Origin of the sequence: Pseudomonas baetica (assembly GCF_002813455.1) — a bacterium.
GTDB classification, from domain to species: Bacteria; Pseudomonadota; Gammaproteobacteria; order Pseudomonadales; family Pseudomonadaceae; genus Aquipseudomonas; species Aquipseudomonas baetica.
Map to the genome: position 1 here is coordinate 6,355,562 of NZ_PHHE01000001.1, position 26,119 is coordinate 6,381,680.

The 26,119-nt window shown below is 54.7% G+C and carries 27 protein-coding genes and 1 pseudogene; 20 read left to right on the plus strand and 8 right to left on the minus strand.

Going from position 1 to position 26,119, the window contains the following annotated elements:
- The first annotated feature begins 216 nt into the window (after positions 1-216).
- From ATI02_RS29595 to hcnC, 4 genes are all read left to right on the plus strand, one after another.
- Complete coding sequence (locus ATI02_RS29595) at positions 217-756, plus strand: hypothetical protein (RefSeq protein ID WP_095190209.1); 540 nt, start codon at positions 217-219, stop codon at positions 754-756.
- 238 nt (positions 757-994) lie between these two features.
- Positions 995-1,309, plus strand: a complete 315-nt coding sequence (locus ATI02_RS29600) for a (2Fe-2S)-binding protein (protein ID WP_095190222.1) — start codon at positions 995-997, stop codon at positions 1,307-1,309.
- Positions 1,306-2,715, plus strand: coding sequence for a cyanide-forming glycine dehydrogenase subunit HcnB (gene hcnB / locus ATI02_RS29605; protein WP_095190208.1), 1,410 nt, complete (start codon positions 1,306-1,308; stop codon positions 2,713-2,715). The genes ATI02_RS29600 and hcnB overlap by 4 nt, the downstream gene beginning before the upstream one ends.
- The gene (hcnC, locus tag ATI02_RS29610) at positions 2,708-3,967 is read left to right on the plus strand and encodes a cyanide-forming glycine dehydrogenase subunit HcnC (RefSeq protein ID WP_100848120.1); all 1,260 of its coding nucleotides are present in this window, start codon (positions 2,708-2,710) and stop codon (positions 3,965-3,967) included. Before hcnB ends, hcnC begins: the two co-directional genes overlap by 8 nt.
- Before the next feature lie 118 nt (positions 3,968-4,085).
- On the opposite strand, the gene ATI02_RS29615 is transcribed toward hcnC, so the two are convergent.
- Positions 4,086-5,894, minus strand: a complete 1,809-nt coding sequence (locus tag ATI02_RS29615; RefSeq protein ID WP_100848121.1) for a monovalent cation:proton antiporter-2 (CPA2) family protein — start codon at positions 5,892-5,894, stop codon at positions 4,086-4,088.
- Between the two features lie 245 nt (positions 5,895-6,139).
- On the opposite strand from ATI02_RS29615, the gene ATI02_RS29625 reads away from it, so the two are divergent.
- Positions 6,140-7,054 (plus strand): LysR family transcriptional regulator, encoded by a 915-nt coding sequence (locus ATI02_RS29625; protein WP_095190205.1) that lies wholly within the window; start codon positions 6,140-6,142, stop codon positions 7,052-7,054.
- Here ATI02_RS29625 and ATI02_RS29630 read toward each other — a convergent pair.
- The 4 genes from ATI02_RS29630 to ATI02_RS29645 all read right to left on the minus strand — a co-directional run bounded on the left by ATI02_RS29630 (position 7,044) and on the right by ATI02_RS29645 (position 12,028).
- A complete protein-coding gene (locus ATI02_RS29630) occupies positions 7,044-7,811 on the minus strand; it encodes a substrate-binding domain-containing protein (RefSeq protein WP_100848122.1) in 768 nt (255 codons plus the stop codon). The genes ATI02_RS29625 and ATI02_RS29630 overlap by 11 nt on opposite strands.
- A gap of 12 nt (positions 7,812-7,823) precedes the next feature.
- The gene (gene tcuC, locus ATI02_RS29635; RefSeq protein WP_100848123.1) at positions 7,824-9,116 is read right to left on the minus strand and encodes an MFS transporter; all 1,293 of its coding nucleotides are present in this window, start codon (positions 9,114-9,116) and stop codon (positions 7,824-7,826) included.
- Positions 9,117-9,439: 323 nt separating this feature from the next.
- A complete protein-coding gene (locus ATI02_RS29640) occupies positions 9,440-11,410 on the minus strand; it encodes a M48 family metallopeptidase (protein WP_100848124.1) in 1,971 nt (656 codons plus the stop codon).
- A 21-nt stretch (positions 11,411-11,431) separates the two neighbouring features.
- Positions 11,432-12,028: a LemA family protein gene (locus ATI02_RS29645; protein WP_192886548.1), complete on the minus strand. Its 597-nt coding sequence runs from the start codon at positions 12,026-12,028 to the stop codon at positions 11,432-11,434.
- A gap of 348 nt (positions 12,029-12,376) precedes the next feature.
- Here ATI02_RS29645 and ATI02_RS29650 point away from each other — a divergent pair, with 348 nt between their 5' ends.
- Positions 12,377-12,685, plus strand: coding sequence for an RcnB family protein (locus ATI02_RS29650; RefSeq protein WP_095190201.1), 309 nt, complete (start codon positions 12,377-12,379; stop codon positions 12,683-12,685).
- A gap of 25 nt (positions 12,686-12,710) precedes the next feature.
- On the opposite strand, the gene ATI02_RS29655 is transcribed toward ATI02_RS29650, so the two are convergent.
- Positions 12,711-13,772: a sensor domain-containing diguanylate cyclase gene (locus ATI02_RS29655; RefSeq protein ID WP_100848125.1), complete on the minus strand. Its 1,062-nt coding sequence runs from the start codon at positions 13,770-13,772 to the stop codon at positions 12,711-12,713.
- Positions 13,773-13,935: 163 nt separating this feature from the next.
- Between ATI02_RS29655 and ATI02_RS29660 the strand changes: the two are divergent.
- The 10 genes and pseudogenes from ATI02_RS29660 to ATI02_RS29700 all read left to right on the plus strand — a co-directional run.
- Positions 13,936-14,124, plus strand: a pseudogene (locus ATI02_RS29660) (FKBP-type peptidyl-prolyl cis-trans isomerase); the annotation flags it as partial.
- Between the two features lie 61 nt (positions 14,125-14,185).
- Positions 14,186-15,796, plus strand: coding sequence for a recombinase family protein (locus ATI02_RS29665; protein WP_100848126.1), 1,611 nt, complete (start codon positions 14,186-14,188; stop codon positions 15,794-15,796).
- Between the two features lie 631 nt (positions 15,797-16,427).
- On the plus strand, positions 16,428-17,312 hold the full coding sequence (locus ATI02_RS29670; protein ID WP_100848127.1) for a hypothetical protein: 885 nt from the start codon (positions 16,428-16,430) through the stop codon (positions 17,310-17,312).
- Between the two features lie 17 nt (positions 17,313-17,329).
- Positions 17,330-17,617 carry a hypothetical protein gene (locus ATI02_RS29675; RefSeq protein ID WP_100848128.1) on the plus strand — a complete coding sequence of 96 codons (288 nt, stop codon included), beginning with the start codon at positions 17,330-17,332 and terminating at the stop codon, positions 17,615-17,617.
- Positions 17,618-17,678: 61 nt separating this feature from the next.
- Positions 17,679-18,287 carry a hypothetical protein gene (locus ATI02_RS29680; RefSeq protein WP_146166087.1) on the plus strand — a complete coding sequence of 203 codons (609 nt, stop codon included), beginning with the start codon at positions 17,679-17,681 and terminating at the stop codon, positions 18,285-18,287.
- 18 nt (positions 18,288-18,305) lie between these two features.
- Positions 18,306-18,713, plus strand: coding sequence for a hypothetical protein (locus tag ATI02_RS29685; protein ID WP_100848130.1), 408 nt, complete (start codon positions 18,306-18,308; stop codon positions 18,711-18,713).
- Positions 18,714-18,728: 15 nt separating this feature from the next.
- The gene (locus ATI02_RS32195; protein WP_146166088.1) at positions 18,729-19,106 is read left to right on the plus strand and encodes a hypothetical protein; all 378 of its coding nucleotides are present in this window, start codon (positions 18,729-18,731) and stop codon (positions 19,104-19,106) included.
- Positions 19,103-19,540, plus strand: coding sequence for a hypothetical protein (locus ATI02_RS29690; protein ID WP_202864011.1), 438 nt, complete (start codon positions 19,103-19,105; stop codon positions 19,538-19,540). The genes ATI02_RS32195 and ATI02_RS29690 overlap by 4 nt, the downstream gene beginning before the upstream one ends.
- A 31-nt stretch (positions 19,541-19,571) precedes the next feature.
- Positions 19,572-20,312 carry a phage baseplate protein gene (locus ATI02_RS29695; RefSeq protein ID WP_100848131.1) on the plus strand — a complete coding sequence of 247 codons (741 nt, stop codon included), beginning with the start codon at positions 19,572-19,574 and terminating at the stop codon, positions 20,310-20,312.
- 427 nt (positions 20,313-20,739) lie between these two features.
- A complete protein-coding gene (locus tag ATI02_RS29700; RefSeq protein ID WP_146166089.1) occupies positions 20,740-21,537 on the plus strand; it encodes a hypothetical protein in 798 nt (265 codons plus the stop codon).
- On the opposite strand, the gene ATI02_RS29705 is transcribed toward ATI02_RS29700, so the two are convergent.
- Together ATI02_RS29705 and ATI02_RS29710 are read right to left on the minus strand one after the other, a co-directional pair.
- A protein-coding gene (locus tag ATI02_RS29705; protein WP_095191983.1) for an IS3 family transposase occupies positions 21,495-22,657 on the minus strand; the annotation gives its coding sequence in 2 pieces (ribosomal slippage) (positions 21,495-22,402 and positions 22,402-22,657; 1,164 coding nt in all). The genes ATI02_RS29700 and ATI02_RS29705 overlap by 43 nt on opposite strands.
- Before the next feature lie 51 nt (positions 22,658-22,708).
- Positions 22,709-23,467, minus strand: coding sequence for an abortive infection family protein (locus ATI02_RS29710; protein WP_100848133.1), 759 nt, complete (start codon positions 23,465-23,467; stop codon positions 22,709-22,711).
- A 1,344-nt stretch (positions 23,468-24,811) separates the two neighbouring features.
- On the opposite strand from ATI02_RS29710, the gene ATI02_RS32200 reads away from it, so the two are divergent.
- The 4 genes from ATI02_RS32200 to ATI02_RS29725 are packed head-to-tail and all read left to right on the plus strand — an operon-like array spanning position 24,812 to position 25,986.
- The gene (locus ATI02_RS32200; protein ID WP_146166090.1) at positions 24,812-24,994 is read left to right on the plus strand and encodes a hypothetical protein; all 183 of its coding nucleotides are present in this window, start codon (positions 24,812-24,814) and stop codon (positions 24,992-24,994) included.
- A complete protein-coding gene (locus ATI02_RS29715; protein ID WP_100848134.1) occupies positions 24,991-25,191 on the plus strand; it encodes a hypothetical protein in 201 nt (66 codons plus the stop codon). The genes ATI02_RS32200 and ATI02_RS29715 overlap by 4 nt, the downstream gene beginning before the upstream one ends.
- Before the next feature lie 31 nt (positions 25,192-25,222).
- Positions 25,223-25,750: a hypothetical protein gene (locus tag ATI02_RS29720; protein ID WP_100848135.1), complete on the plus strand. Its 528-nt coding sequence runs from the start codon at positions 25,223-25,225 to the stop codon at positions 25,748-25,750.
- Complete coding sequence (locus ATI02_RS29725) at positions 25,747-25,986, plus strand: hypothetical protein (protein WP_100848136.1); 240 nt, start codon at positions 25,747-25,749, stop codon at positions 25,984-25,986. Before ATI02_RS29720 ends, ATI02_RS29725 begins: the two co-directional genes overlap by 4 nt.
- The last annotated feature ends 133 nt before the right edge of the window (positions 25,987-26,119 follow it).

Below are 26,119 nucleotides of genomic sequence, written 5' to 3' on the forward strand. Positions count from 1 at the left end.
ATCACCATGCGCTCATTACTGTTGTTTTTCCTCGGCGTACCGATCCCGATCATTATCCTGATCGCCCTGTTCGTGCACTGATTGCTCTATTGGGGCTCATGCCTCGGCCGCTGCCACCTTCGGGTGGTAGCGGCTTTTTGCTTTCTGGGGGGCCAACGGCGAGAATCGCCGGCGGCAACGGGTCGGCCGTTGCTCGCACGTTTAAGGATGAATAAGTTGAACAAGCGGGAAATCAAGCGGCAACTGGTCGAGATGCTCGACGCCGGCCGGTCCAAGACTGAAACCTTCAACGCGCTGTCCGGTGGCAAGGTCAAGGATCGAGTGTTGGCGGCATGGATCGGGGGGCGCCCGGACCCGACCCTCAGAAAGCGACATTCAGGCAAAGTGACCTTCCTGGTGGTGCTGACGGGCATTCTGGGGATTATCGGTATGCTGGCTGGATTTGTTCAAATCAACGATGGTGGCATCGCTATGGCTTTGGCCATGATGCTAATTGTCGGCGTCATTCCGCTCTTGTTTGCGTGGGGCTTCTACAAGGGGATCGCGGTGGTTTACACGATCTATGTCACCTTCACGATCAGTCAGGTTCCGCGCATGTTTGCAGGCTATAGCGAGGAGCCAGTGTCGACTGTGCTCGGCGTGGTTTTCACGCTGGCTATGATGTTCTACGCCGCCTGGGTCAAATCGCTGCTGTTCCCGGATCTCGCCTTGATTGGCGCGAAAAAGATCAAAGGCCAGTTCGTCTTCTCCAACTGATCGTTGAACAATCCAACTGTTTCACTGGCCTGGATCAATATTTGTGTTGGCGCTATCACCTAACGTAAATGTTCCAGGCCTTTGCTGAGGTATGAACTACAGTGCTTCTCGCGCACCTCGTTGCGCTGACGAAGTACCCGCGTCGACGCTCCAATCACAGTCATAAATGCGTCGACAGGGTGTAGTGCAGCAAGGAGCTGACACAACCTCAACCGAACCTTCACGGATGAACACCGCAATGCACTGCCTAGAACGAACCTTCGATATCCAGCCTTTGGCGCAGGCGGATATGACCGTCCATATCAACGGCCAACCGGTCACCGCCGCCATCGGCGAAACCGTCCTCAGCGTTATCCAGTCCCTGGGCGTACGCCAGATTGCGCGCAACGATCATGACCAGATCAGCGGCGCGTATTGCGGCATGGGCGTGTGCCAGTGCTGTCTGGTGAAAATCAACGGGCGCCATAAACGCCGTGCCTGCCAGACCGTTGTGCGTGACGGTATGCAGATCGAAACCCAGGTTAACCGCGTCGCTGCGCAGGAGGTCGTATGAGCCTGCAACCGGTGATCGTCGGCGGTGGACCGGCGGGGATGGCGGCGGCCATCGAACTGGCGCGCCACGGCGTGCGCTGCACCTTGCTTGAAGAAGCCTCTCGCCTGGGCGGTGTGGTCTATCGCGGCCCGCTGCGTGATGGCGTGCAACTCGATTACCTCGGGCCGCGTTATTCCGAAGCATTGGGCAAACTGCACGGCGAATTCCAGGAGCAATCCGGGCTGATCGATGTGCACCTGAATCATCGCGTGGTCGGCGCCGAGGGCACTCGGGCACTGGTGGTGCTGGACGGCGATGAGCAACTGCATGAGTTCCAGTATTCGCACGTGTTGCTGTCCGCCGGTTGCCACGAACGCAGTGTGCCGTTTCCCGGCTGGACGCTTCCAGGCGTGATCCTGCTTGGCGGTCTGCAACTGCAAATCAAGAGTGGTGTGGTCAAGCCGCAAGGGCCGGTGATCATCGCGGGCACCGGGCCGCTGCTGCCGCTGGTGGCGACGCAACTGCATGCGTCGGGCGTCAAAGTCGCGGGCGTGTATGAAGCCTGCGCTTTCGGCAAAATCGCCCGCGAAAGCCTCGCGCTGCTGAACAAGCCGCAGCTGTTTCTCGACGGCTTGAGCATGCTTGCGTACCTGAAACTGCACGGCATCCCGATGAACTACGGCTGGGGCGTGGTTGAAGCTCACGGCGATGGCGAACTGCAAAGCGTCAGCGTCGCACCGTACTCGGACAGCTGGGAGCCGGACCTGTCGCGTGTCGAACGCTTTGAAGCGAAGACCCTGGCGGTCGGTTACGGTTTCATTCCGCGCACGCAACTGAGTCAGCAGATGGGGCTGGATCACGGCTTCAGCGATGACGGCTATCTGCGCGCCAACGCGAACATCTGGCAGCAAAGCAACGAGCCACACGTGCATCTTGCCGGTGACATGGGCGGGATTCGCGGCGGTGAAGCGGCGATGCTCGCGGGCAAGATCGCCGCGACGTCGATCCTGCTGCAACGCGGCGTGCTGGAGGAAGAACTGGCGCGGGTTCGTCGTGATCGTTATCTGGGCAAGCTGAAAGCCATCGTGCGTTTTCGCGCGGCAGTCGATCGCTACACCGAACGCGGCGTCGGCCAGACTGCATTGCCGGCCGCCGACACGGTGATCTGCCGCTGCGAACACGCGACCCGCGCCGATATCGACCGGGCGCTGGAGCAGGGCGTGCAAGACATCGCCAGCCTGAAAATGCGCACCCGCGTGAGCATGGGTGATTGTCAGGGACGGATGTGCGTCGGTTATTGCAGCGACCGCCTGCGCCAGGCTACCGGGCGCAAGGATGTCGGTTGGCTGCGCCCGCGCTTCCCGATTGATCCGATTCCTTTTTCCGCGTTCCAGAATGTCGGCACGGAGGCCGCTTCCCATGAGTAAGTTCTACGACGTGATCATCGCCGGCGGCGGTGTGATCGGGGCGTCCTGCGCCTATCAGTTATCCAAGCGCAAAAACCTCAAGGTCGCGCTGATCGACGCCAAGCGTCCAGGCAACGCGACCCGTGCTTCGGCCGGTGGTTTGTGGGCGATCGGTGAGTCTGTAGGGCTTGGCTGCGGGGTGATTTTCTTCCGCATGATGTCGGCCAACCGCAAGCGCGAAACCCAGGGCGCGGCGGTGGCGGTGGACGCCAGCACGCCGCACATCCTGCCGGAGTCGTTCTTCGATTTCGCCTTGCAGTCCAACGCGCTGTATCCGGCGTTGCACCGCGAGTTGAAAGACAATCACGGCATGGATTTCAAGTTCGAAAAGACCGGCCTGAAATTCGTGATTTATGACGATGAGGATCGGCTCTACGCCGAACACATCGTCGGCTGCATTCCGCATCTGGCCGATCAGGTGCGCTGGCTTGATCAAGCCGCACTGCGCGAAGCGGAACCGAGCGTCAGCCATGAAGCGCGCGGGGCGCTGGAGTTTCTCTGCGATCACCAGGTCAGCCCGTTCCGCCTCGCCGATGCCTACATGGAAGGCGCACGGCAAAATGGCGTCGACATCTTCGTCAACACCAACGTTACGGGCGTGTTGCACCACGGCTCGCGCGTGACGGGCGTGCAGACGGCCGAGGAGGGCGTGTTCCACTGCAAGATGCTGATCAACGCCGGCGGTGCCTGGGCGGCGGATCTGAGCGAGTGGGCCACGGGCATTCGTATTCCGGTGAAACCGGTCAAAGGCCAGATTCTGCTGACCGAGCGCATGTCGAAAATCCTCAACGGTTGCCTGACCACCAGCGATTGCTACGTGGCGCAAAAAGACAACGGCGAGATCCTGATCGGCAGCACCACCGAAGACAAAGGCTTTGACGTCACCACCACCTACCCGGAGATCGCCGGGCTGGTGCAGGGCGCGGTGCGCTGCTTGCCGGAGCTTAAAGACGTCAACCTCAAGCGCACCTGGGCCGGGCTGCGTCCGGGCTCGCCGGATGAGTTGCCGATTCTTGGGCCGATGCGTGGAGTTGAGGGCTATCTGAATGCCTGCGGGCACTTCCGCACCGGGATTCTGACCTCGGCGATTACCGGTGTGCTGCTGGACAAACTGGTCAACGACGAGCCGCTGCCGCTGGATATCACGCCGTTTTTGGCGGATCGGTTTGAAGTGATGCCGGTCAAACAAGCGCTGGAGCTGGAACTGGCCTGACACCGATTCCCTGTGGGAGCGAGCCTGCTCGCGAAAGCGGTGTGTCAGCCAATACTTCGATCACTGACAGATCGCATTCGCGAGCAGGCTCGCTCCCACATGGGGTTTTGTATGTGGCTCAGGCCTTGCGCGATTCTTCTTCCAGTTGATCCGATTCAAACAACCGCGCCAGTTCCGCCCGGGCTTCCTGGGCGGTTTGCAGGACTTTGGCCGCGTCGTCGTACACCGCGTGTTGCGCCTCCAGCACCTGTTCGTCGTGGTGTTTGAAGCGCTTGATCCGCGCATCGGCCTGCGCCTGGGTCAAACCCAGCCCCACCAACGTGCGCCGGCTCATTTCCAGACTCGAGTAATAGGTCTCCCGGATCGCCTCTGCGCCGACATCCACCAAGCGGTGAACGTGCTGACGGTTACGCGCCCGGGCGATGATTTTCATGTGCGGGTAAAGCTTGCGGACAACCTCGGCGGTCTTGATATTGGTCTCCGGATCATCCGTGGCAATCACGAAATATTCCGCCTCGCCGACTTTGGCCGCATTGAGGATTTCCGGGCGCATCGGGTCGCCGTAGAACACCGGCACACCGCCGAAGCTGCGCGACAGTTCGATGGTTTCCACCGAGGTGTCCAGCGCCACGAACTTGATGTTCTGCGCACGCAGAATCCGCGCCACGATCTGGCCCATCCGGCCCATGCCGGCGATCACCACCCGTGGCGTTTCGGCGTCGATCTGGCGGAATTTTTCCGGCACTTCAACCGGCTGCACCTTGGGGCTGACCAAGCGGGCGCAAATCAACAACAGCAGCGGCGTCACCGCCATCGACAGGGTGATGGTCAGCACCAGCAGGTCGTACAGACGCGGCTCGAACAGGCCTTGATCGCGACCGATCTTGAACACCACGAAGGCAAATTCACCGCCCGCTGCCAACACGATGCCGAGGCGAATGGCGCTGATCTTGTTCAGTCCGCCTGCCAGCCGTCCCACTACAAACAGCAGCGGCAGCTTCAAGCCAATCAGCAGCAGCGTCAGCCCGAGCACGGTGATCGGCGCACTGAGCAGCAGACCAAGGTTGGCACCCATGCCGACGCTGATGAAAAACAACCCGAGCAACAGGCCCTTGAACGGTTCGATCTGCGCTTCCAGTTCATGGCGATATTCCGAATCCGCCAGCAGCAAACCGGCCAGGAACGCACCGAGCGCCATCGACACGCCGACCAGATCCATCAGCCACGCCGTGCCGATCACCACCAGCAACGCGGTGGCGGTCGACACTTCCGGCAGACCGGTTTTCGCCACCACGCGGAACACCGGACGCAACAGATAACGCCCGCCAATCACCACCACGGCAATGCCGCCAAGCACTTGCAAGCTGTGCCGCACATCGTCGGCGGTGCTGGTGTGGTGGTCGACGCCGGCGAGCATCGGCACCAGCGCAATCAAGGGGATGGCGGCGATGTCCTGAAACAGCAGAATCGCGAAGGCAAGACGCCCATGAGGGCTGGTCAGTTCCTTGCGCTCGGCCAGGCTTTGCAGGCCAAACGCGGTGGACGACAGCGCCAGGCCAAGGCCCAGCACAATCGCGCTGTTCAGCGGTTGGCCGAACACGGACAAGGCCAGCACGCCGATCACCGAAGCGGTCAGCAGCACCTGCGCCAGGCCCACGCCAAACACCGATTTGCGCATCACCCACAACCGTCGCGGCGACAGCTCAAGACCAATGATGAACAGCAGCAACACCACGCCCAGTTCGGAAATGTGCGCCACGCTTTGCGGATTGCCAATCAGGCCCAGCACGGACGGGCCGATGATGACCCCGGCAAACAGATAACCGAGCACGGCGCCCAGTTGCAGACGTTTGGCCAAGGGCACGGTGAGCACCGCAGCGAACAGAAACACGACAGCGGCTTGTAACAGGTTGCCTTCATGGGGCATTGACTGACTCCTGACAGCGGTACGGCGGGAGGACAAGGATAAAGGCTGAATCGATTCCATATCCACCGAATATCCCCTGTGGGAGTGGGCTTGCTCGCGAAAGCGGTGTGTCAGTCGGCAGGTGTATTGCAGGTGCCACCGAATTCGCGAGCTAGCCCGCTCCCACAGGTCATGTGTGATCTGTAATAATTTGCATCAATTAGTTACATTTATAACCTCTGTGAATCAATCTTCCGGGTTTCGCCATGGCCATCAACTTCGACCTCAACGACCTGCAAGCCTTTCGCGCCGTGGTCGAGCAGGGCAGTTTTCGCAAGGCCGCCGACACCGTGCGCCTGTCGCAGCCCGCCCTGAGCCGGCGTATCGAAAAGCTCGAAGACGCCCTCGGCGTGAAGCTGTTCGAACGCACCACGCGCAAGGTCAGCCTGACCCAGGCCGGGCGGGGGTTCATGCCGAGTGTCGAGCGCTTGCTGGATGATCTCGACGTGGCGTTGCTCGGCATCAGCGAAGTGGCCTCGACCCGGTTGGGCCATGTCACTGTCGCCTGCGTACCGTCGGCGGCGTATTACTTCATGCCACGCGTGGTTGCCCATTACCACCGGCAATTCCCGCGGATCAAAGTCAAAGTGCTCGACTCCAGCGCCCACGATGTACTCAGCGCCGTGGTCAACGGCGAGGCGGATTTCGGTTTGAGTTTTATGGGCACACAGGATGCCAAAGTCGACTTCGAACCGCTTGTGCAGGAGTGCTACGTCGTGGCGTGCCGGCGCGATCACCCGTTGGCCGGGCGCAGCAGCGTGACGTGGAACGAGTTTTATCAGCAGGATTACATCTCGCTGGACAAAACCTCGGGCAATCGTTTTTTGCTCGATCAGGCATTGAGCAGCGTGGTGCCACAACGCCAAAGCATCTGCGAAACCCGGCATGTGACGACGATGATTGGCCTGGTGGAGGCGGGGTTGGGTGTGGCGGCCGTGCCGTTGATGGCGCTGCCGGGGCCGGATCATCCGATCCTGACGCGGGTGCCGCTGACCGATCCGCAAGTGATGCGCAGTGTCGGCATCATCAAGCGCCGGGGTCGCACGTTGACCCCGGCGGCGTTGGAGCTGGAGCGGCTGGTGGTGGAAATGAAAGTCCAGCCGCCGGACCTCAGCGCTTGACCGAATCCAGTCCGGTGGCCTGCACGTCAGCCTGGGCGGCTGGCGCGGCGAGGTAGGCGAGCAACGCCTTGGCCTCGGCCGGATGCTGCGCGCCGACCGGAATGCCGGCAGCGAAACGCGTCACCGACTGCACCGATTCCGGAATCTTCGCGACGAAACTTACCCCCGGTACCGGCAGCAATTCGCTGACCTGCTGGAAGCCCAGTTGATAATCGCCGGTGGCAACCACCGAACCCACCGGGATTTTCGCGATCATCTTGGCTTTCGGTTTCAGCTGATCTTCGATCCCCAGTTTCTTGAACAACTGCTGCTCGATGTACACACCGCTGGCGCTGTCGGAGTAGGCCACCGACTGCGCGTCGAGCAGGGTTTTCTTCAGGGCTTCGACGCTGCTGATGTCCGGTTTCGGCGTGCCTTCGCGCACCACCAGGCCGATCCGCGAATCGGCCAGTTCAACGCGCGACGCCGGGTCGACTTTGCCTTGCTTGATCAAGTCATCGAGGGCGTAGCCGACCATGATCACTACGTCAGCGGGTTCACCGCGTGCGAGGCGATTGGGGATCGCCTCCGGTGCCTTACCCATCGATGGGCCGAGTTGAGTGTCCAGCGTGTTGCCAGTCGCGGCGGCAAATTTCGGCCCGAGGATTTTATAAGCGGCAGTGAAGCCGCCGGAGGTCATTACCCGTACTTCCTCAGCGTGCGCCAGGGCACTGAACGCGAGGAGGGCGACGGCGGTGAGGTTGAGTAGTTTTTTCATGTTGATGGCTCCTTATGCCGCAATGGGTTGCAGAAGGCCGCCCGCGCGGCGATAGAGGTACAGCGTGGCAAGCAACGCACACAGCGCACCGATACTCATCCAGTAGCCTGGCGCGGCTTTGTCGCCGGTGTACTGGATCAGGAAGGTCGACATCGCCGGGGTGAAACCGCCGAAAATTGCCGTGGCCAGGCTATAAGCAAGAGAGAAACCGGCGACCCGGACTTCCACCGGCATGATTTCGGTGAGCGCCGGAATCATCGCGCCGTTGTACAAGCCGTAGATAAACGACAGCCACAGCAACGACAGCAGCATGTGGCTGAAGCTCGGCGCCTGCACCAAGTACGACAGCGCCGGGTAAGTCGTGGCCAGCGCCAGCAGGGACATGGCGATCAGCACCGGACGACGGCCGATGCGGTCGGACAACATGCCGCCAATCGGCAGCCAGAAGAAGTTCGATACGCCGACCAGCAGGGTCACCAGCAATGCATTGGATGTGCTCAGGTGCAGCACGGTTTTGCCGAAGGTCGGCGCGTACACGGTGATCAGGTAAAACGCGGTGGTGGTCAGGGCGACCATCAACATTCCGCCAAGTACCACGCCCCAGTTCTGGCCGAGCGTGCGGAACACTTCTTTCATGCTCGGGCGATGTTTGCGGGCGGCGAACTCTTCGGTTTCCGCCAGATTACGCCGCAGGAAAAAGATGAACGGCACGATCATGCAGCCGACGAAAAACGGAATGCGCCAGCCCCAATCGGCAATCACGTCCGGCGCCATCCACGCGTTCAGCGCGTAACCCAACGCGGCGGCAACGATGATCGCCACTTGCTGGCTGGCCGACTGCCAAGCGGTGAAGAAACCTTTGCGACCCGGTGTGGCGATCTCGGCGAGATACACCGAAACGCCGCCCAGTTCCGCACCGGCCGAGAAGCCTTGCAGCAAGCGCCCGATCAACACCAGCGCCGGGGCGAACAAGCCGATGGACTCGTAACCGGGCACCAGCACAATCAATATCGTACCGCTGGCCATGATCGACAGGGTGACGATCAAACCCTTGCGACGACCGACGTCATCGATGTACGCACCGAGCACGATGGCGCCCAGCGGACGCATCAAAAAGCCTGCGCCGAATACGGCAAAAGTCATCATCAGGGAGGCGAACTCGCTGCTCGCCGGAAAGAACACCGCCGCGATTTGCGTGGCGTAGAAACCGAACAGGAAGAAGTCGAACTGTTCGAGGAAGTTGCCCGAGGTCACCCGGAAAATGGCGCCGGCCCGCGAGCCGCCGTGTGGGATTGAGGCTGTCATAGAAAAGTACTCCACCGCTTTTATGACGTGCGCTAAGGGAGGGCGGCGCACGGTTTTTATTGAGGTGGATGGTGGCGCAGATGTAACAATCTGTTAATTGCATTGTTGGCATGGATTGATGCCAGAAGCGGATCAATCAGCAAGCCCGCTGAACCCTTGTGGGAGCTGGCTTGCCAGCGAAGGCGGTAGTTCAAGCAATAAACCTGCTGGAGGTGCCGACGCCTTCACGGGCAAGCCCGCTCCCACAGGTTCTTGCAGAGTTCCCAGAATCGAGGCGCAGCCACGACCCCTGTGGGAGCGAGCTTGCTCGCGAAAGCGGCGCGTCAGGCGACGCGAATGCTGGATGTGCCGGCCTCATCACGAGCAGGTTCATTCTCACGGGTGTCTGTTTCTGGCAGCGGGGTCAACAGCGGTGGCAGCGGGCAATCGAGCAAATCCGCCAATGCGCGAAACAGTTCCACTTCTGCCACGCTGATCACGCCATCGTGCATTACGCATCGGGTCATGGCGTTGAGCAGGGCGGGGCGTTCCTCTGGCATCAGGTGGCGCAGTCGTTTGAGGGCTGCTTCCAGCCCCGCCAGATCCTCCAGTTCAACCGGCAGTTCTTCCGGCTGTTCGAAAGGTAAGCCTTCCCAGGCAAAATCCAGCGCCAGCAGCGCCGCCTGCTGATTCTGCTGACCTGCGCGGGCCAATGCGTTCAATAAAACCATGAGCTGTTCGGCGCACTGGAACAGGCCGAATTTGAATTGCACTGGAGATGCGCCTTCGACATTGCGTTCAACGATGCGCAACAGCGTCCACTCCAACAACTCGGTTTCGTTATCGGCTTCGATCAGCAGATTCAGAGTGCGCTTGACCTTGGCAAAGGGCTTTTTATCCAACTGTCGCAGGCTTGGAATGGCCAGATCCAGCAAGGGCAGGCGCAGGCCTGGATTGAGCAATGACAGGGGTTCACGCAGCAGATTCAAAGCGTCGAACACAGCGCCGTCGACCTCCGATTGCAGTGCGTCAAGTTGAACGCCCAGCAGAGACACCGAACGTGACAGCAGCAGCCCATAAACAATGGCTTGGGCGCCCTCGATGGTGCGGGCCGCGACTCTGAGCGGTTGTGAAATGTCTTCCAGCACGCGACGCGCTTCAATCAGGTGTTCTGTTTGTGGAGCGCCGATGGCGGACACCGATAGCTGGGCTGCATTCAAGTCGTAGAGCACCGCCGTGGCCGCGGCGGGGATGCCGCCGAAAGCATCGGGTACGGGCATTTTGGCGGTGGATTGCGTATCAATTGACGGTGCCGCAATTTTGATGAAGGTGCCATCCCATTGCGCATCGACCCGGCGGATTCGCTCACTCAGATCCGGATGCGAAGCCATCAAGTCAAAGCTTGAAGTGCCTGACCCGAAATACAGGTGACTGAATTCGGCAGCGTGGGCAGCGTTGATTGTCGCCCCTAACTCATAACCGCCAATTTTCTTCAGCGCCCCGGCAATGCTTTGCGGGTTGCGGGTGTATTGCACCGCCGTCGCATCAGCCAGAAACTCTCGCTGCCGACCGATCGCAGCCTTGATCAGATTGCCGAAATACGTCCCCGCGAACCCGACAATGCACAACACAAAACCGATCATCATCGTGACCGCAACAAACTTATTGCGACGTGCGGGCGTTTTACCGACACCTTCCCCGCCGCGCAGGATAACGCTGCCAGCCAGACCGACTACCAGAATCCCGTGGACGATGGCGACCAGGCGTGTGTTCAGACGCATGTCACCGTTGTAGATGTGGCTGAACTCATGGGCGATCACCCCTTGCAGCTCTTCACGCGTAAGCAGATTGATCGCACCCTGGGTCACGCCGATGACGGCATCCTGGGGCGTGAGTCCGGCAGCGAAGGCGTTGATCCCCAGGTCAGGCAGCAGGTACACCGAGGGAACAGCGGTACCGGAGGCGATGGCCATTTCTTCCACCACGTTAAGTAACCGCTGCTCTTCCAGTGTTTGCGCGCTGTGGTTGATCAGGCGCCCGTCGAGGCGCCGCGCAATCGCCTTGCCGCCAGCGGACAGCTCCGCATGTTTCGACAGACTGCCCAGCAGCACGATGCTGACGATCACTGCCGACACGGTTGCGAACAATTCCCAACTGAGTTTCAGATCGATCAGGATCTCACCGTCGTCACCCTTGACTGGAATGGTCATCAGCACGCAAGTCACAACGATCAGACTGAGCACCGCAAGCGCCATCAAAAAGATAAGCAGCAAGGTGCGGCGCCTGGCTTGGCGCTGTTGTTCAAAAAAATTCATGTCGCCATCCGTTGGCCAGGGTTAGAACGAGACTTTTGGCGCTTCCTGAATCGCCGCGCTGTCGGCAAATGTCAGCGGGGATGCGTCGGCGCCATGCCCAAACAGCGGCGCGAACAACGCTGCCGGAAAGCTTTGCTTGAGGGTGTTGTAGGTCATCACCGCATCGTTGTAGGCCTGGCGGGAGAAGCTGACTTTGTTTTCGGTGCTGCTCAGCTCTTCACTCAGTTGCTGCATGTTTTGCGAGGCTTTGAGATCCGGATAGGCTTCAACCGTTACGTTTAACCGGCCCATTGCATTGCTCAGTGCGCTGTCGGCCTGACCCAGTTGTGCCATGTTCTGCGCATTGCCCGGCTGCGCCTGCGCAGCCTGAAGCCCGGCGATTGCGTTGTTGCGCGCAGCAATCACGGCCTCGAGGGTTTCACGTTCATGGGCCATGTAGCCCTTGGCGGTGGCGACCAGATTGGGGATCAGGTCGTAGCGACGTTTGAGTTGTACTTCGAGTTGCGCGAAGGCGTTTCTGATCTGGTTACGTCGGGCGACGAGGCGGTTGAAGACGCTGATGGCGTAGAGGGCGAGGAGCCCGCCAACGACCAGGAGGATGACGAGGGTGCTGTTCACGGTGATCTCCTTGTTCACACGGCGGAATGGGGCGCGGCATGTTAGCGCAAAATGCGTGGCGCTGATTGTGAGACGGTCCCTTGAACACAACAAAACCACTGAGCATTCTCGCGCGCCAAGGCAGATGTTGAATGTGCCGGCCCCATCGCTGGCAAGCCAGCTCCCACAAGTTTTTGCGGCGTGCGTTTATTTCTGACACACCCTCTAACCCCTGTGGGAGCAGGCTTGCCAGCGATGGCGGCATTCGTGGCGCCTACAATCTCCCGGCCCGTTCAGGCGAAAAACAAGGAATGTTTTCAGAACCCGGTAGTCGGAGTTCAGGTAGCACACATCTCAGGAGGTTCACCGATGAACAGCAAAACCCTAATCGCCAGCCTGGCCCTGGTCGCCGGCATTGCCGGGATCAGCCCACTTGTTCAAGCGGCGCAAACCTCAAGCGAACCGGCCGTCCAATCCCCGACCAGCGACCGTGAGTTGAAGGTCAATGATCGTGCTCCCGACGTTTATCAGCGCAGCGACAAGGCGTTGAAAAACTGGAAGCAGAAAGGCTTGAAAGCACCGATCGAACAGGCGCAGTGGGTGCAGATCAACGATCAGTACGTGATGGTGATGATCACCAACGGGACGATTGTCGAGATGCAACCGGTCGAGCGTTAACTTCGCGATTCAAAGCCCTGCGCCTTTACGTGCGCAGGGCTGTGCCCCCCAACCGATACTGATTATTCCCACTGCGTTTAGCCTCATACATCGCCAGATCGGCAATGTGCAGCAGCCGATCCATGGTCGGTGCATGATCGGGGAACACCGCCACCCCAAGGCTGGTGCCGATGTGGCGCTGGTCGTTGCCGATACTGATTGGCGGCGACAGTTCGATGAAAATCTTTTGGCAGATGCTGCGCGCTTCGTCCTGCAGATTGAGGTTCGGTGCCAGGCCTTGCAGGATCACCACGAATTCGTCGCCGCCAATCCGCGCGACGGTGTCGGTGGCGCGCAGGATACGTTTGAGGCGAGTGGCGGTGGTGATCAACACGCGGTCGCCGGCGGCGTGGCCGTAGTGGTCGTTGATGTTTTTGAAACCGTTCAGGTCGACGAACACCAGCGCCATTCGGGTATTGGTTTGTCGCGCCTGATCCAGTGCTTCGGACAAGCGCTCCTCCAGCACCAGACGATTAGGCAAACCGGTCAACGGGTCGTAGTGGGCGAGGTGTTTGAGGTAACTGGCCGAGGCCTTTTCTTCGGTGATGTCGCGCACCACACCCATCATCTTGATCACCGCGTCGTGGTCGTTGCGCACCACATTCCCGGTCTCGCGTAGCCAGCGAATAGTGCCGTCGGGCCAGACCACACGGTATTCCTCATCGTGGTTTTCGCCGGTCTCAAGGCAACGCAGTTCACCTTCACGCACGCGTATGCGGTCGTCCGGATGCACACAGGAACAGAACAGCGCATAGGAGGGGGTGATTTCGCCGATCTTGAACCCGAACATGCCGTAGATCGCATCCGACCAGTACAGTCGATCGGTATCGACTTCCCAATCCCACGTGCCGATGCGCGCAAAGTACTGGCTGCGCTTGAACCGCTCGGCGTCGTTGTCCTGATGGATGCTTCTGCCTTCGGCGGCGCGAGTCAGCAGCTCGCGGTACTCGGCCAACTGCCGGCGCAAATCGCGCTCGCGCAAAACGAGTACGGCAATCACCGCAAACAGGGCAGCGCCCATGGCAAGGCCGATCCAGAGTTGAATCATTTAGGCGCTGCCAGCATGACGAGTCGATCCGTGAAGTAATGGCGGTTGGCTATGTTAATTCTTCGGCACTCACTTCCGATACAGCGTTGATCTGCGCCTGCGGGTTGCCAATCACGAACAATTCTGGGAAAACGGCCGCCAGTTGAACAATAGAGTGAATGTCATGAATGATGAACTGCAGGTAATCGATCTTCAGGTGGGCGAGGGTAAGGCCGCCGTCAAAGGCGCATTGATCACTACCCAATACACCGGCTGGCTGGAAGACGGCAGCGAGTTCGACTCTTCCTACAGCCGTGGCAAACCTTTTCAGTGCGTGATCGGCACCGGCCGCGTGATCAAGGGCTGGGAGCAACAATTTCATATGTGACACTCAACCCTGTACCATCCCGTCACCAGTACAGGGCATTACATTTATGAAGCGTCTCCCATCGAAGCAAGCCATTTCCTACGTCCGTTTTTCCAGTGAGCGGCAGCGGGGCGGTAGTAGTGTTGAACGCCAGCAAGCCATGATTCGTAGGTGGCTGGATGACCATCCTGATTACACCAACACTGACTTGAAATTCTCCGACTTGGGCAAGAGTGGATTCCATGGGGAACACGTAAAGGAAGGAGGCGGGTTCGGAAAGCTTTTGTTAGCCGTCGAAGCTGGAGCCATCAAGGCCGGGGACGTAGTTCTAGTTGAGGCTATCGACCGTACAGGCAGGCTCCAAGCGCTAGACATGCTTACGCAAGTGATTGCCCCGATCCTGCAAGCTGGTGTCTCGATCATCACCCTAGACGACAACACCACTTACACGAAAGAGTCTGTCGGCGGTTCCCAAATCTTCCTGCTCGTTGCAAAGATTCAAGCAGCTCATGGCTATTCTCGAAGTCTGTCCGAGCGTGTATCGGCGTCTTACGAGTTGCGGAGGAAGCAAGCTAAGGAGGGCGGTGTCACGCCTAAGCGGATAACACCCGTGTGGTTGAACAGTGATGGTTCGATTCGTGAAGACGTTGCTCCTTGGATTAAGACGGCCTTTGAGCTGTACGTCTCTGGCGTTGGGAAGGCCACCATTGCAAAGCGGATGCGGGAGTCAGGCGTTGCACGACTCGCCAAATCTTCCGGCCCCGGTGTGGAAGGCTGGCTGAGAAACAAAGCTGTGATCGGGAAATGGGAAGTGCTGGTTGATACGCCCGATCAACACGTCATTGACGATGTGTATCCCGCAATCATCGAACCCGCCCTGTTTTACAAAGCACAAGTGCATGCTGAGAAGATGAAGACACAGCGCCCTACCAAAACCGCGAAGCATTTTCTTGTCGGTCTGGTGAAGTGCGGGAGTTGTGGAAAGAATTACGTCATGCAAAACAAAGATGGAAAGCCACACACGATGCGGTGTATCTCAAGGGTTGCAAAGTCCTGTGATAACTCGCACATCGTGCCCAAGCCTGTGATGGACGCTATCTACTCGTACACATCCGTTACCGCTGCTTTGGAAGCAATCAAGCAGCAACAGATGGGTGTGAACGACAAGGAGATTGTGACTAGAGAAGCCGAACTCCAAGAGTTGAGTAGGAGGGTAGCCAACCTCTTGCAGACGGCAGAGGCAGTTGGTTATATGCCGGAGCTTGCCACTAAACTGAAGGAAGCGAATGAAGCACGAGAAGCGGCGGAGAATGCACTGGTGATACTTCGCTCGACGGTTGTTCCTCCTTCCGGTGAAAACTGGCGGATCATGGGTAGTCTGTGGGAAATAGAGAAGGAGGATAGCCAGCGGCTAGCAGCAATGCTTCGTAATGTTAACTATGCAATTACGATAAGCCCGGATGGAGAAATTACTAGCACTCACACGCAGACGGTCTACCGATACCTTGGCGTAGACAGGGCATTAAATAAATACAAACTCATGCAGAATGACAAACTGACATTCGTGGCGAAGTGTTCAATAGCAGATGATTTGTACTTCGAACCGTTCCGAGATTTGGAAGGGGTATCTGTGTGGGACGAAACAGATTATGAAAATCTGCGTCAGCAGCATTCATGACACAATTCTAACTGCGGTGGATGTGATAATCGTAATGCACTCTAGTATGTTTCGAATTCGAATTTTATGTGCCAGATAATGTAAAAGTGATAGACAGTTGAAAGTGTGGCATGTTAAAATAGGCCATACAAGGAAGTAATGTTTTGCTCCTTCTCATGCTTTCCTTGTATCGCTACTGATGTAATGTCATGCATCGATCCGGCGTCAACAATCCGCTGTAGCAGCAGACTCAACGAGTTCTGAGATTGTTTCTAATTCTGTGTAGCAGTGCAATGCTCCTACATGCTGTTTCAAGAATCTATGTAGTGTGGGATTACATCGGTGGGAATGGATAGGCTCCTTTGGGAGCCTTTTTCTTTGTCCGTCACGTTTTATCGCACGCTTAACTGACACGACTTCACCTCCCACCTCCCAACTCCCAATAAACAAACACAAAGGAAATTGCCGTGGGCATTAAATCTATCTCTACGACTGTCCGCCACTGCCTGAACTGTGGCCTTCCATCAAACGCCCGACGTAGCACGCGCTTGCATTGCTCTGGCGCATGTCGGGCTGCTTACAGCCGTAAGCGATATTTCAAAACATTCCAACCGATCCGCGTAAAGCCGGAGTACACACAAGGAAGATCCCCATGCGTCAAAGAGAAAGAACTTACTCCCTAGTTGTTGGGGATTACCAGACGGGCAATGGCCTGTTGATTGAAACGCTACAGATGGCATTCGATGTCTCAAAAGTAGCGGACAACAAGAATAACAACGGTAACAGCGCTTCAATTGAGATTTATAATCTCAACCCTTCACAAATCGCTCTTCTTGATACGCAGTTCATTGATGCAACTCTTTCTGTCGGATATCGTGACATTGGTAACAGGGTGCTTGTCAGCGGCAACGTTATGGAAGTGGTGACACGTAAGTCAGGTGATGATTACGTCACGCAACTGACAATGGGCGAAGGGTACAGTGACCTTAATCACAATAAGCTCAAAGGTGTTGTTTCTCCCGGAAGCACAGTGGCTGATGTCATCGAAGCTATCCGTAAGGAAATGCCCAGCGTAGCCCGTGGATCGGTAACTGGGACAAACCTTAACAACCCAGTCGTAAGTGGATGGCGCCTCTCTGGCACGCCTAGGGAAGCTCTAAAGAAGCTTTGTGAAGCCAATCAATTGGAATACAACATCACTGGCAACGTGCTTAATACGACAGACGTTAACGGTGTATTCACAAAGGACACCGTGAATTGTCCGGTGCTGAACGAAGTAACAGGATTGATCGAAACTCCCTTCCATATTCTGCAACAGGCGGGAAAGAGCAAGAAGGACAAACGCCGCCGCAAAGGTATGCAATTCAAGGCACTGTTAAATCCAATGATTCTGCCCGGTGCAATCGTAAAGCTTGAGTCACCTGTAATCACGGGGTTCTACCGTGTAAACGCTGCTCGATTCTCTGGAGACTTCCGGGGAAATGATTGGACAGTTGAATGCACATGTTCGGAAATTGCTGCTGACGAACTCGAATAAATAAGGAAATCAAAGAAATGACTATCAACAACCGATGCTTAGTCGCATCTGCTGCTGTTGGCGAGTTGTTGAGCGTTGTTACAAAGACAGAACGTTCTCTATCTCGCTATTTTAATGACGTCGGCTACCTGGGGATGCACTGTGTCTTTGATGATATCGCGCACCAAATGATAACGACGCTCGAAGAAAACTTAACGGAAGTGAAGCGCTTAATTGCAGAGACTCAAGAGCGATTGAAATTCCAGTCTGAACGCAGGACATTGAGTCCGAGAAATAGGAGAGAAGAGAATGCCACGTCTTACTAAGACATTTGCCATTGGGTCACGCACATACACAATCAGACAGATGAATGCTGTGGACGGGAGCATGATGCTTCAAAAAATGCAGCCCATGATTACAAGTTTCTTGAGAAATTATGACGACATAGTTGTAAGGCTGACAAGTAGGAGAGGGTTGCACGTTGCAGGTTGGATTTTGGCTTTTGGAAATTTGATGGAAGCAATCACAGCGCCTCTGTATGAGAAAGGGAAACCAGTGATCCCAGAAGAGAAGCGCGAAGCCGTCGAAGCTGAACTAATCGCAGATACAGTTAACACAATCCTTGAAGGCGTTCTGCACAATGGCGAGCAAATGACTATCGAACACTTCGCTGGCCGTTACGAAGAATTGTCCGCTGTGCTGGTTACGGTGTTTCAGCACAACTTCCACGGTGCATGGCGTGAGCGCTTCCATATGCCAGAAGATTACGACTACGGAACATCAACCCCAAGAAGTTTGGAGCGTGCCCAAGAGGCGTACACGCAATCGGCCTTGGTTTACACGGTTGTAACTTCTTCGCTCGCATCTTACGGGGAGCTGCACACTCTGTTCAACACAGAGGACATTTACAATATGTATGAAACGGTGTGCCGTAAGAGTTTCGAAGAAATGGAATTCCATAAACAAGCCCAGCGGGAAGCAGCTCAACAACGTTAACAAACCACAGGAGATACAATGTCTGTCAAACAATCGATTGCATCCCATATTGACGGGTTGCATGAAGCTGGCCTAGCTACGGTGATGTATACGATCACAGGCCGTATCGACATGCCTCGACTTTGCAGGTCGTTCAATATGTTCGTACAACGTAAACACCCCGGTGTAACTCAGCATCATTTCTTTTGGTTCAAAACCGGAAAGGGCGTTGTAATTAGTTACGCTGGCAATTCTTTCTTGCTGCACGCTGTAGAGCAATTCATGACCAAGGCAATCAAGCTTGGCATAGTTGGGGGCGCAACGCTCGAATACAGCGGTCGTAGTAAGAGAGCCTTCATGACGCTTCTTGATGAACGTCTCTCACACTTCACCCCAATTGCAAATGTTCGTTCTTTCGGCGGTACACATCGAAATATGGGGGAATGAAACAAGGATTAACCCTTGAATACACAGACACAAATACTTTCAACAAAGTTTATGGAGTTCTTCCGAGGTATAGGCATAACGCTCATATTTGGCTTTGCAGTCCTTCTATCTCATTGCGATACAAAGAGTCAGGTTAGGGAGCAAAGCATCATCACGGAAGAAGCAACGCGGAAATATGTTCAGGCACAGCAAGATGTACTTTATAGCCGAGTGCAACGCGAGGTTAATCAGTCACTTGATGGAATCCGAACTGAGTTGGCACAGACCAATACACTCTTGAGACAAATTACTGAATTCCAAATCAGTAAGAGTGAAAACAACATTGCAACGAGCAATTCCAGTGTAGTCAATGCTCCCTTTACAAGACCCCGTTCCTTGCGAGGCGATCCATGAAACTTAACGTCACCAAGCTACGCGCGGTAAAGAGACGATTGAAAGCGCTTGATAGCACAAAGGTACAGGTTGGTTTCTTTGAAGGAGACAAATACGAAGACACGGGAATCCCCGTTGCTCAAGTTGCTTACTTTAACGAATATGGAACACATCTCAATCCTACAAGACCTTTCATGCACGATACCTTTGAAACTGACGTAGTTAGACGCTTAATCAAGCATGGCTTGGGTAAGGTCTTTATTGCTGCTGTCAAAGGCCAAGCGATTCAACACACACTACGCGAACTAGGGAAGAAGCTTGTGGAAGCCATGCAGGCACACGTTGACGCATATCCCGGTAACAACAGTGCAGCAACAATTCTTCGGAAGGGATTCAATGATCCGCTGTATGACACCGGTAAAATGATGAAGTCCGTGAAGTTTCAAATCTCCTAACCTCAGTTTCGCATCATCAAGGAATAAAAATATGACTTACGCAATCCGCCGTGATAACGGCGACGTGCTGTGGTTTGACGCTATCACCGACGTGGCAGAAGACTACAGAGCAACAGTTTCAAAGCATCCACTATCATCGGGTAGTTTCGTCAGTGACCATACTACGGTTGACAATAAAAAGTTTTTCATCCGGGGAATTCTCTCTGATGCTGACTTCAATCTAAACCGACCAAGTGACGAAGGATGGCGCTCTGTAACAGATAAACAATATGTGAACAACACAGAGACCGCTAAACCGGTGGTAATCACACAGGAGGGCGCTAGGTGGCGAAGCTTCATTCCAGAAGTAGTAAGTCAATTCACTGCAAGCACAATCCCAACAGTTACGGTCACCCCGCAAGCCAAGGTGAAGACAGCCCACGCTGTGAGATCGGACTTAATCCAAATCCTTGAAGACCGTGAGCCGTTCACACTGGTTGAATATAATAGTAACCTTGTTGCACGATCATGGAGCAATGTTGTGATGACTGGGCTCACGTTCGAGGAAGATGCAGATACAGGGGAGGGTTTGTTCCCGTCCATGCAGATGGAGCAGGTGGTTTACACAGACCAGCTTGCAATTACTATCGCTATTCGCTCCAACAAAGGCAGACAGAGCGGTGTTAAGAGCGATAAAGCTATGGGGAAGGGTGACGACGCTGCTAACGAGAAAACGTCAAACGCCAACAAGAGTGCTGCTGATGTAAGTCCGTACGCTTACAATCGCTCATGAGTTACGCGAGAGGGAGCGCCTACATGGTCGCTCCCTTTTCTTTGTCTGTATGGGGAGTAAAAAGAAAGTTCACATATTTATGCACTTGTCTATTGACTTCTGGAGTTTTCGTGAGATAATTCTCATGTGGGATATTAAATACCTTTCCCGCCGCATTAATCCTCTAAGTGCAGCTGCCTCCCACCGGCAACAAGATTTTCTAACTCACAACTCTCATTTGACCTATTGCCATCTGGCTCATCCTCTAAAGGAGATTTTTCTATGTCCGTTAACAAAACGTGTGTTTGCAAAGTCTGCGGTAGTGTCCGTTCCTTCAAGAAGGTGACGGCCACTTGTTCCCGTCTCTGCAAAGATATCTATCTGGCTCGCCCAGCAGCCAACTCTACAACCCCAATCCATTCCGCTATCCATTCAGGAGCCAAAAGCCATGACACAGACCGCACAAAAGACTAAAGCCAAAGCTGATACACGTATCACATGCACTGCCAAAGGGTGCAGCCAGAGATTCAGGCCACCCCGCAAAGGCGCAAAGTTCTGTTCCGACACATGCCGAACGATTTGCAACAACGCCAGAAAATCCCGCACCACAGAAACAACAATCCCTCGCTCCAACCACTTCTGCCAGACACTAATCGATGAAGCTATCCGTGCTGGAACGCTCGAAGTGTTCACCCGCTTGAAAGGCAACGTTGCAGCGCTTGAAGCTACATACAAGGTCGTCAAAGCTCGCATGAGAGCCAACATTGTTGCAGGCGTGAATAGTTTCCACGTTTGCCACGTCGCACCTGTAGCCCACTCTACACGCCTTGGAACATTCGACGCTTCAAACCTGTTCATTGGTGCATCAGAGAAGAACAAGGCAGCCGCTATGACAGCGACAGGAGCAGGAACATTCGTTGCTAAAGCCAACCTTAACCCGGCTAACGATGTTGCGTCAGATGCAGGACGTGCAGTCACCCTAGATCGCATCATTGCTTATATCGGTGAAACCACATTCAAGGCTTTCGTTAAGAAGGTGAAATTGAAAGACTCCGTGCGTGTAGTGACTCTCGCAAAGCTTGAAGCTCTGATTGAAGTTGATAATCCAGAACACAGCCAGTATTCCGTTCTGATCCTCAATAAGAAAACAACCACGTATGAACTAGCCAGCGCTCTTGCTGAGCTATCTGGGAAGTGTAGTGGTCAACTAATCCCGGACACGACGTTAAGTTTTTTCTCGGCCTGAGCTGGGGCCAGTCCGTTGTTGAATTGGTGCGGTCTAATCCAGTTGTACCGATGCATCAGGTAATGACTGATGTCGCGGTGCGCTTCTTGAGCTGTCATGTAGCCCACGGTCGGTATCCATTCAGTTTTCAAGCTGCGAAACACACGCTCCATCGGCGCGTTATCCCAGCAGTTTCCACGACGGCTCATGCTTTGGCGCATGCGGTAACGCCAGAGCCGTTGGCGAAACTGGCGACTGCCATATTGCGAGCCCTGATCCGAGTGAAACAGAAGCCCTTGAGGCCTGCCACGCTGTTCGTAAGCCATGTCCAACGCCTTGATGACCAGATCCGCATCCGGCTTGTTCGACAGCGCCCAGCCCACCACTCGGCGCGCGTAAAGATCCATAACGACAGCCAGGTAATGCCATTTCCCTTGAGCCCAGATGTAGGTGATGTCGCCACACCAGACCTGATTCGGCGCCGGCACATCAAACTCTCGATTCAATATGTTCGGAATGTCAGGCCGCTCAACCGTCGCTTGTTTGTAGGCATGTGATCCAGGTTGTTTACTGACCAACTCCAGTTCCCGCATCAGGCCTCGCACCTTGAACCGCCCAATTTGCTCGCCGTCTTCCTGCATCATCGACACGATGCTGCGGCTACCGGCGGCGCTTCGACTTTGCGTAAACAGTTCGTTAACCCGGCTGCGCAACCGAAGCCGCTCAACGTCTGGAGTTCGGCGCCTGAGACGATGGGCGTAGTAACACGAACGAGTGACGTCAAAGACTGCGCAAAGCCAATCAACCGGCTCTTGGGGGCTCAGTTGATCAATCAGCGCGTGCGCTCGTGCTCTTCCGACATCAAGAGCGCGGTAGCCTTTTTTAAAATGGATTTCTCCCGCTCAAGTCGAGCGATTCGAGCTTCCAATTCCTGGATTTTCTGTTGCTCTGGCGTCAGCGCTTTACTCTGCGGAGTAACGCCAGTGCGCTCCTGCTGAAGCTGATTAACCCAGCGGCGCAACGCGGACTCAACCACACCAAGCGAGCGGCTGGCTTCGATATGGCTATAGCCTTGATCGAGCACGAGGCCTGCGGCCTCGCGTTTGAATTCAGCGGAAAAAGAACGACGTTGTTTGGTCATCAGACACCTCTATCTGGCGAGCATTCTCGCCTAAATGGGTGTCCGGTTTCATTAGACCACTACAGTACCGATCCCGTGAAAGATGGTGGTAATACCGCTAAGGGACTGTGCTGCACCCTCGTCAAGCGCTCCTGCTGATCGCAATTTTTTCACAGTCTGAGAGGTAAGCGCCTGCACGGTCATGGTTTCGTACCCAGTTTCCCCGAGCTGCTTAAGGCAGGATTTCATTACCGTCTCGACATGAGAACAGCTACGAGCAATGGAGTCTTCTGGATCGACTTCCACTGCCTTCCGTGCCTTTTGCCACGACTCAAGCAGGCTTGGATGCTTGTCAAATTCCTGTTCAAGGTCTGTATCAATCGCAGCCTTTTCCGCTGCTACGAACTCAGTTAGCAGAGCGTTTGTACTTGCGATGGTGTCGTGTTCCGCTTCCAAAGTACTGAAGAGATTATCTATCAGTGATTCCAAGACGTGCGGTGCACTGAGCAGAACTTGCCATTCCGGCTTCACGTCTTTGAGAAAATGTGTGTCCCAGTCTGGCTCCGGCCACCCATCCTCGTATTGCTCGGTTCTGACTATCAACCTCGATCCGTCGAACACTAGCCAAGCGTTTGTAGTGCCAGCCCGGTCGGTTTCTTCGTAAAACCAGCTTTCCACCATTACGCTATTGCTCGTGCCGTAGCAGCCCAGCTCTCCCATTGATTCGACGAGTTTTTTCTCAAAGGCATCGAGCTTTTCGAGTAAGAGCCGACGCTCAGCCTTCAGCTTCGTGGTAAGGGACGCTAGTCGTGATAGTCCGTGGTCGCGCATTGTGTTTTCCATATTCTTGGCAAACCGACGTTGTACAGGAGCTGACCGAAAAATTCGACAAGGGATCTGACCGAGAACGAATTGAGTCGATCTTGTCCCTTCCTAGGTGTAATAGTTACACGCGAATCTTAGCCCCATTTCGTCTACAGGCTATGTGTTACAAGGTCTACAGCGTTTCACCTCATGGCAGAAAACCGCAAATGGAATGACCTCTCTAATGGAATAACGCACACCGACACAAGCGAGCTTACAGGGTTGATCCAGTTAGCCGGAGGCAAAGAAGGGTTGCACCCGCAACGAAGTTGCAAAGGAATGACTTGCAGCCCTGCTGCATTGGCTTCTCTTTTGAAAGGGTATCCAAATATAAATTAAATATTGTGATACCTTCGTAACTGGAATCATCTGTAACTACAGCTTCTTCAGGGCGGGACGTCTCACTATCAAAAGTTTACGTTAAAGTTGGCGAAGATTTACTGCGGGAACTCCTCACAAACTGTAGTGTATGTTAAATTAGTTAATGTTTCTTGTAGTTATTAGTTGCTAATTGCACATGTTCATGGTAAAATTGTACAAAGGAGAGAAGATAAGCTTTACCACTTTCCGTAGCTTTCTTTTCTTGCTCTCCAGCCACCGAAGATGGTTTGTCGAGAGCACGCTAGACCAAGGTGGGGACACCTCCAAGCATCTTCCAGTGATGCGGTCGAACGACGTTCTAGTCGAATACTGGACACTCTGCAATGGCGGATTTGTTCCCCGCATACATTGGTAATAAGCTACGTTGCTGTCGTAGGAGTGGAAACAGCCTCGAATTCAATGCCTGCATGAGAGTGGCTATAGATGCCTTTTCAAATTTTCCGCCACTAGCAGGCGCCCTTTAAGCTTCGCCGTGCAATACGGTGGAAGCACGCATCGTTAGCTACAGCACAATCCCGCCGATTCAGGCGGTTTTTCTGTACCCCGATTTAACTCCGCAACATTCCCAATAAACATATTTCATAAATCCTATAACAGAAGGAGCCTTTCTCATGGCCGCTGTAATGCGTCAATGCCCCCACTGCGGAACTTGGTTTCCATCTAAAACCGCTCGTGCTGTTTATTGTCCCGCTCCTGCTTCATGCAGAACGTTGGCAGGTCGTGCAAAGAAACGTCAGCTATTGGACTTAGCAATCAATGAAACCAACTTCCTCAATGTCCCCGACGTAACGTAACAATCCCTGATATCCCTCACCATCCCCCACATACAGAGAGAAAAACAATGTTCACCATTTACACACTACTCGCACTTACAGCCTTCGGATGTCTTGCTGCTGGATTCGCCTTTGGTTACATCTTCGGACGTACACAATGAATTCAATGCTTACAGAAACTGAATGGTGCAGAGGCTTTGTAGCTACCCTAGATGAAGACGGAAATGAAACTCACCAATCAATGGTGTTCGTTGCAAACAACCGTTATCCAGATGACTACGAAGACGACAACATTGAAGGTTACTTCAGTGTGCGTCCATATGAAGGAGATTACAAATGACCGATCTAAGCCTTAAAGACCTTGAGCGTAGATTGAGACTCGCAGATGAAAGCTTTGTGCGTTCGTACACGCGCCACGGAAAGAAACTTCCAAAGCTCTCACCTGAAGACTCTGAGGGTGTTGAGTTCTTTAACTCGATCCAGCGAGAGCTACAACGTGAACGCATGAAAGCAATTTACTCCGACCATAACGTATAACCTAATCCCATATCCAGAAGGAAAATATAAGATGACTAACGACACACGCTTTAACCAAGCCACCCTAGACGCTCTTCAAGAGGCGAACAAAACTGCATATGCTCAACGTGTAAGCAAGCATGATTTCGATATGACCAAGCCTGCTAATGCTCGTGGTAACTACCCTCGTGTGTTTATGCACGGAGCAATTGTTGAAGTAAATGGCAAAAGCCTATCAGAGTTCTTGACCAACTACGAAGCTCTGCGTGCAGAAGGTTATTCACGCTCCGCAGTAACTGAGTACGCTGTTGGTATTGCCCTCTTCGGTTTCATGGCAAAGCCAGCCGAATTGCAAGCAGAAGAACTTGTAAAAGAGAACGCTCGTATTGAAGACGACTACCGTGCAGCGGTTGAAGCAAACGCACAGAAGGCCGCAGAGAAGGAGGCAGAAGAAGAACTAGCAGCCATTGAAGCAGAAGTGCAAGCCACTCTTGCAAGAGAGCAGGGTGACCGTATTGCAGCTATTCGCGCTCGCATCCTCGGAGAGAAAGCAGCTACAGCTAAGCGAGCTTCAAAATGAATGTTGAAAACAGGTACAGCATCGGTGGTTGGCGCTGGCAGTTGTTGGAGAGTGTAAAAGCTCTTCACACTGTTGATGATCCCCGTGAAGACATCTTGAAACTTGTCTTAATTCGAGATTTGAAAGCGTCAAAGTCGGACAACGACATTGTTGTAGCCGTGAAGCGTTATCGCTATGCAGTTGAGAACTGCCGTACCCCTCAGCACTTCGACTTCTTAGAGAGCATTGCAGCATGAGCCAATTCGAAGATGACACAGATGATGCACGACACAAACGCCGTGTGTCCCGCTCCCAAGACAGAGCCAGAGGTAAACAACGTGACGAAAATAAGTCTTCCCGCCGTGAGTCTCGTTACAAATAATGAAAGAG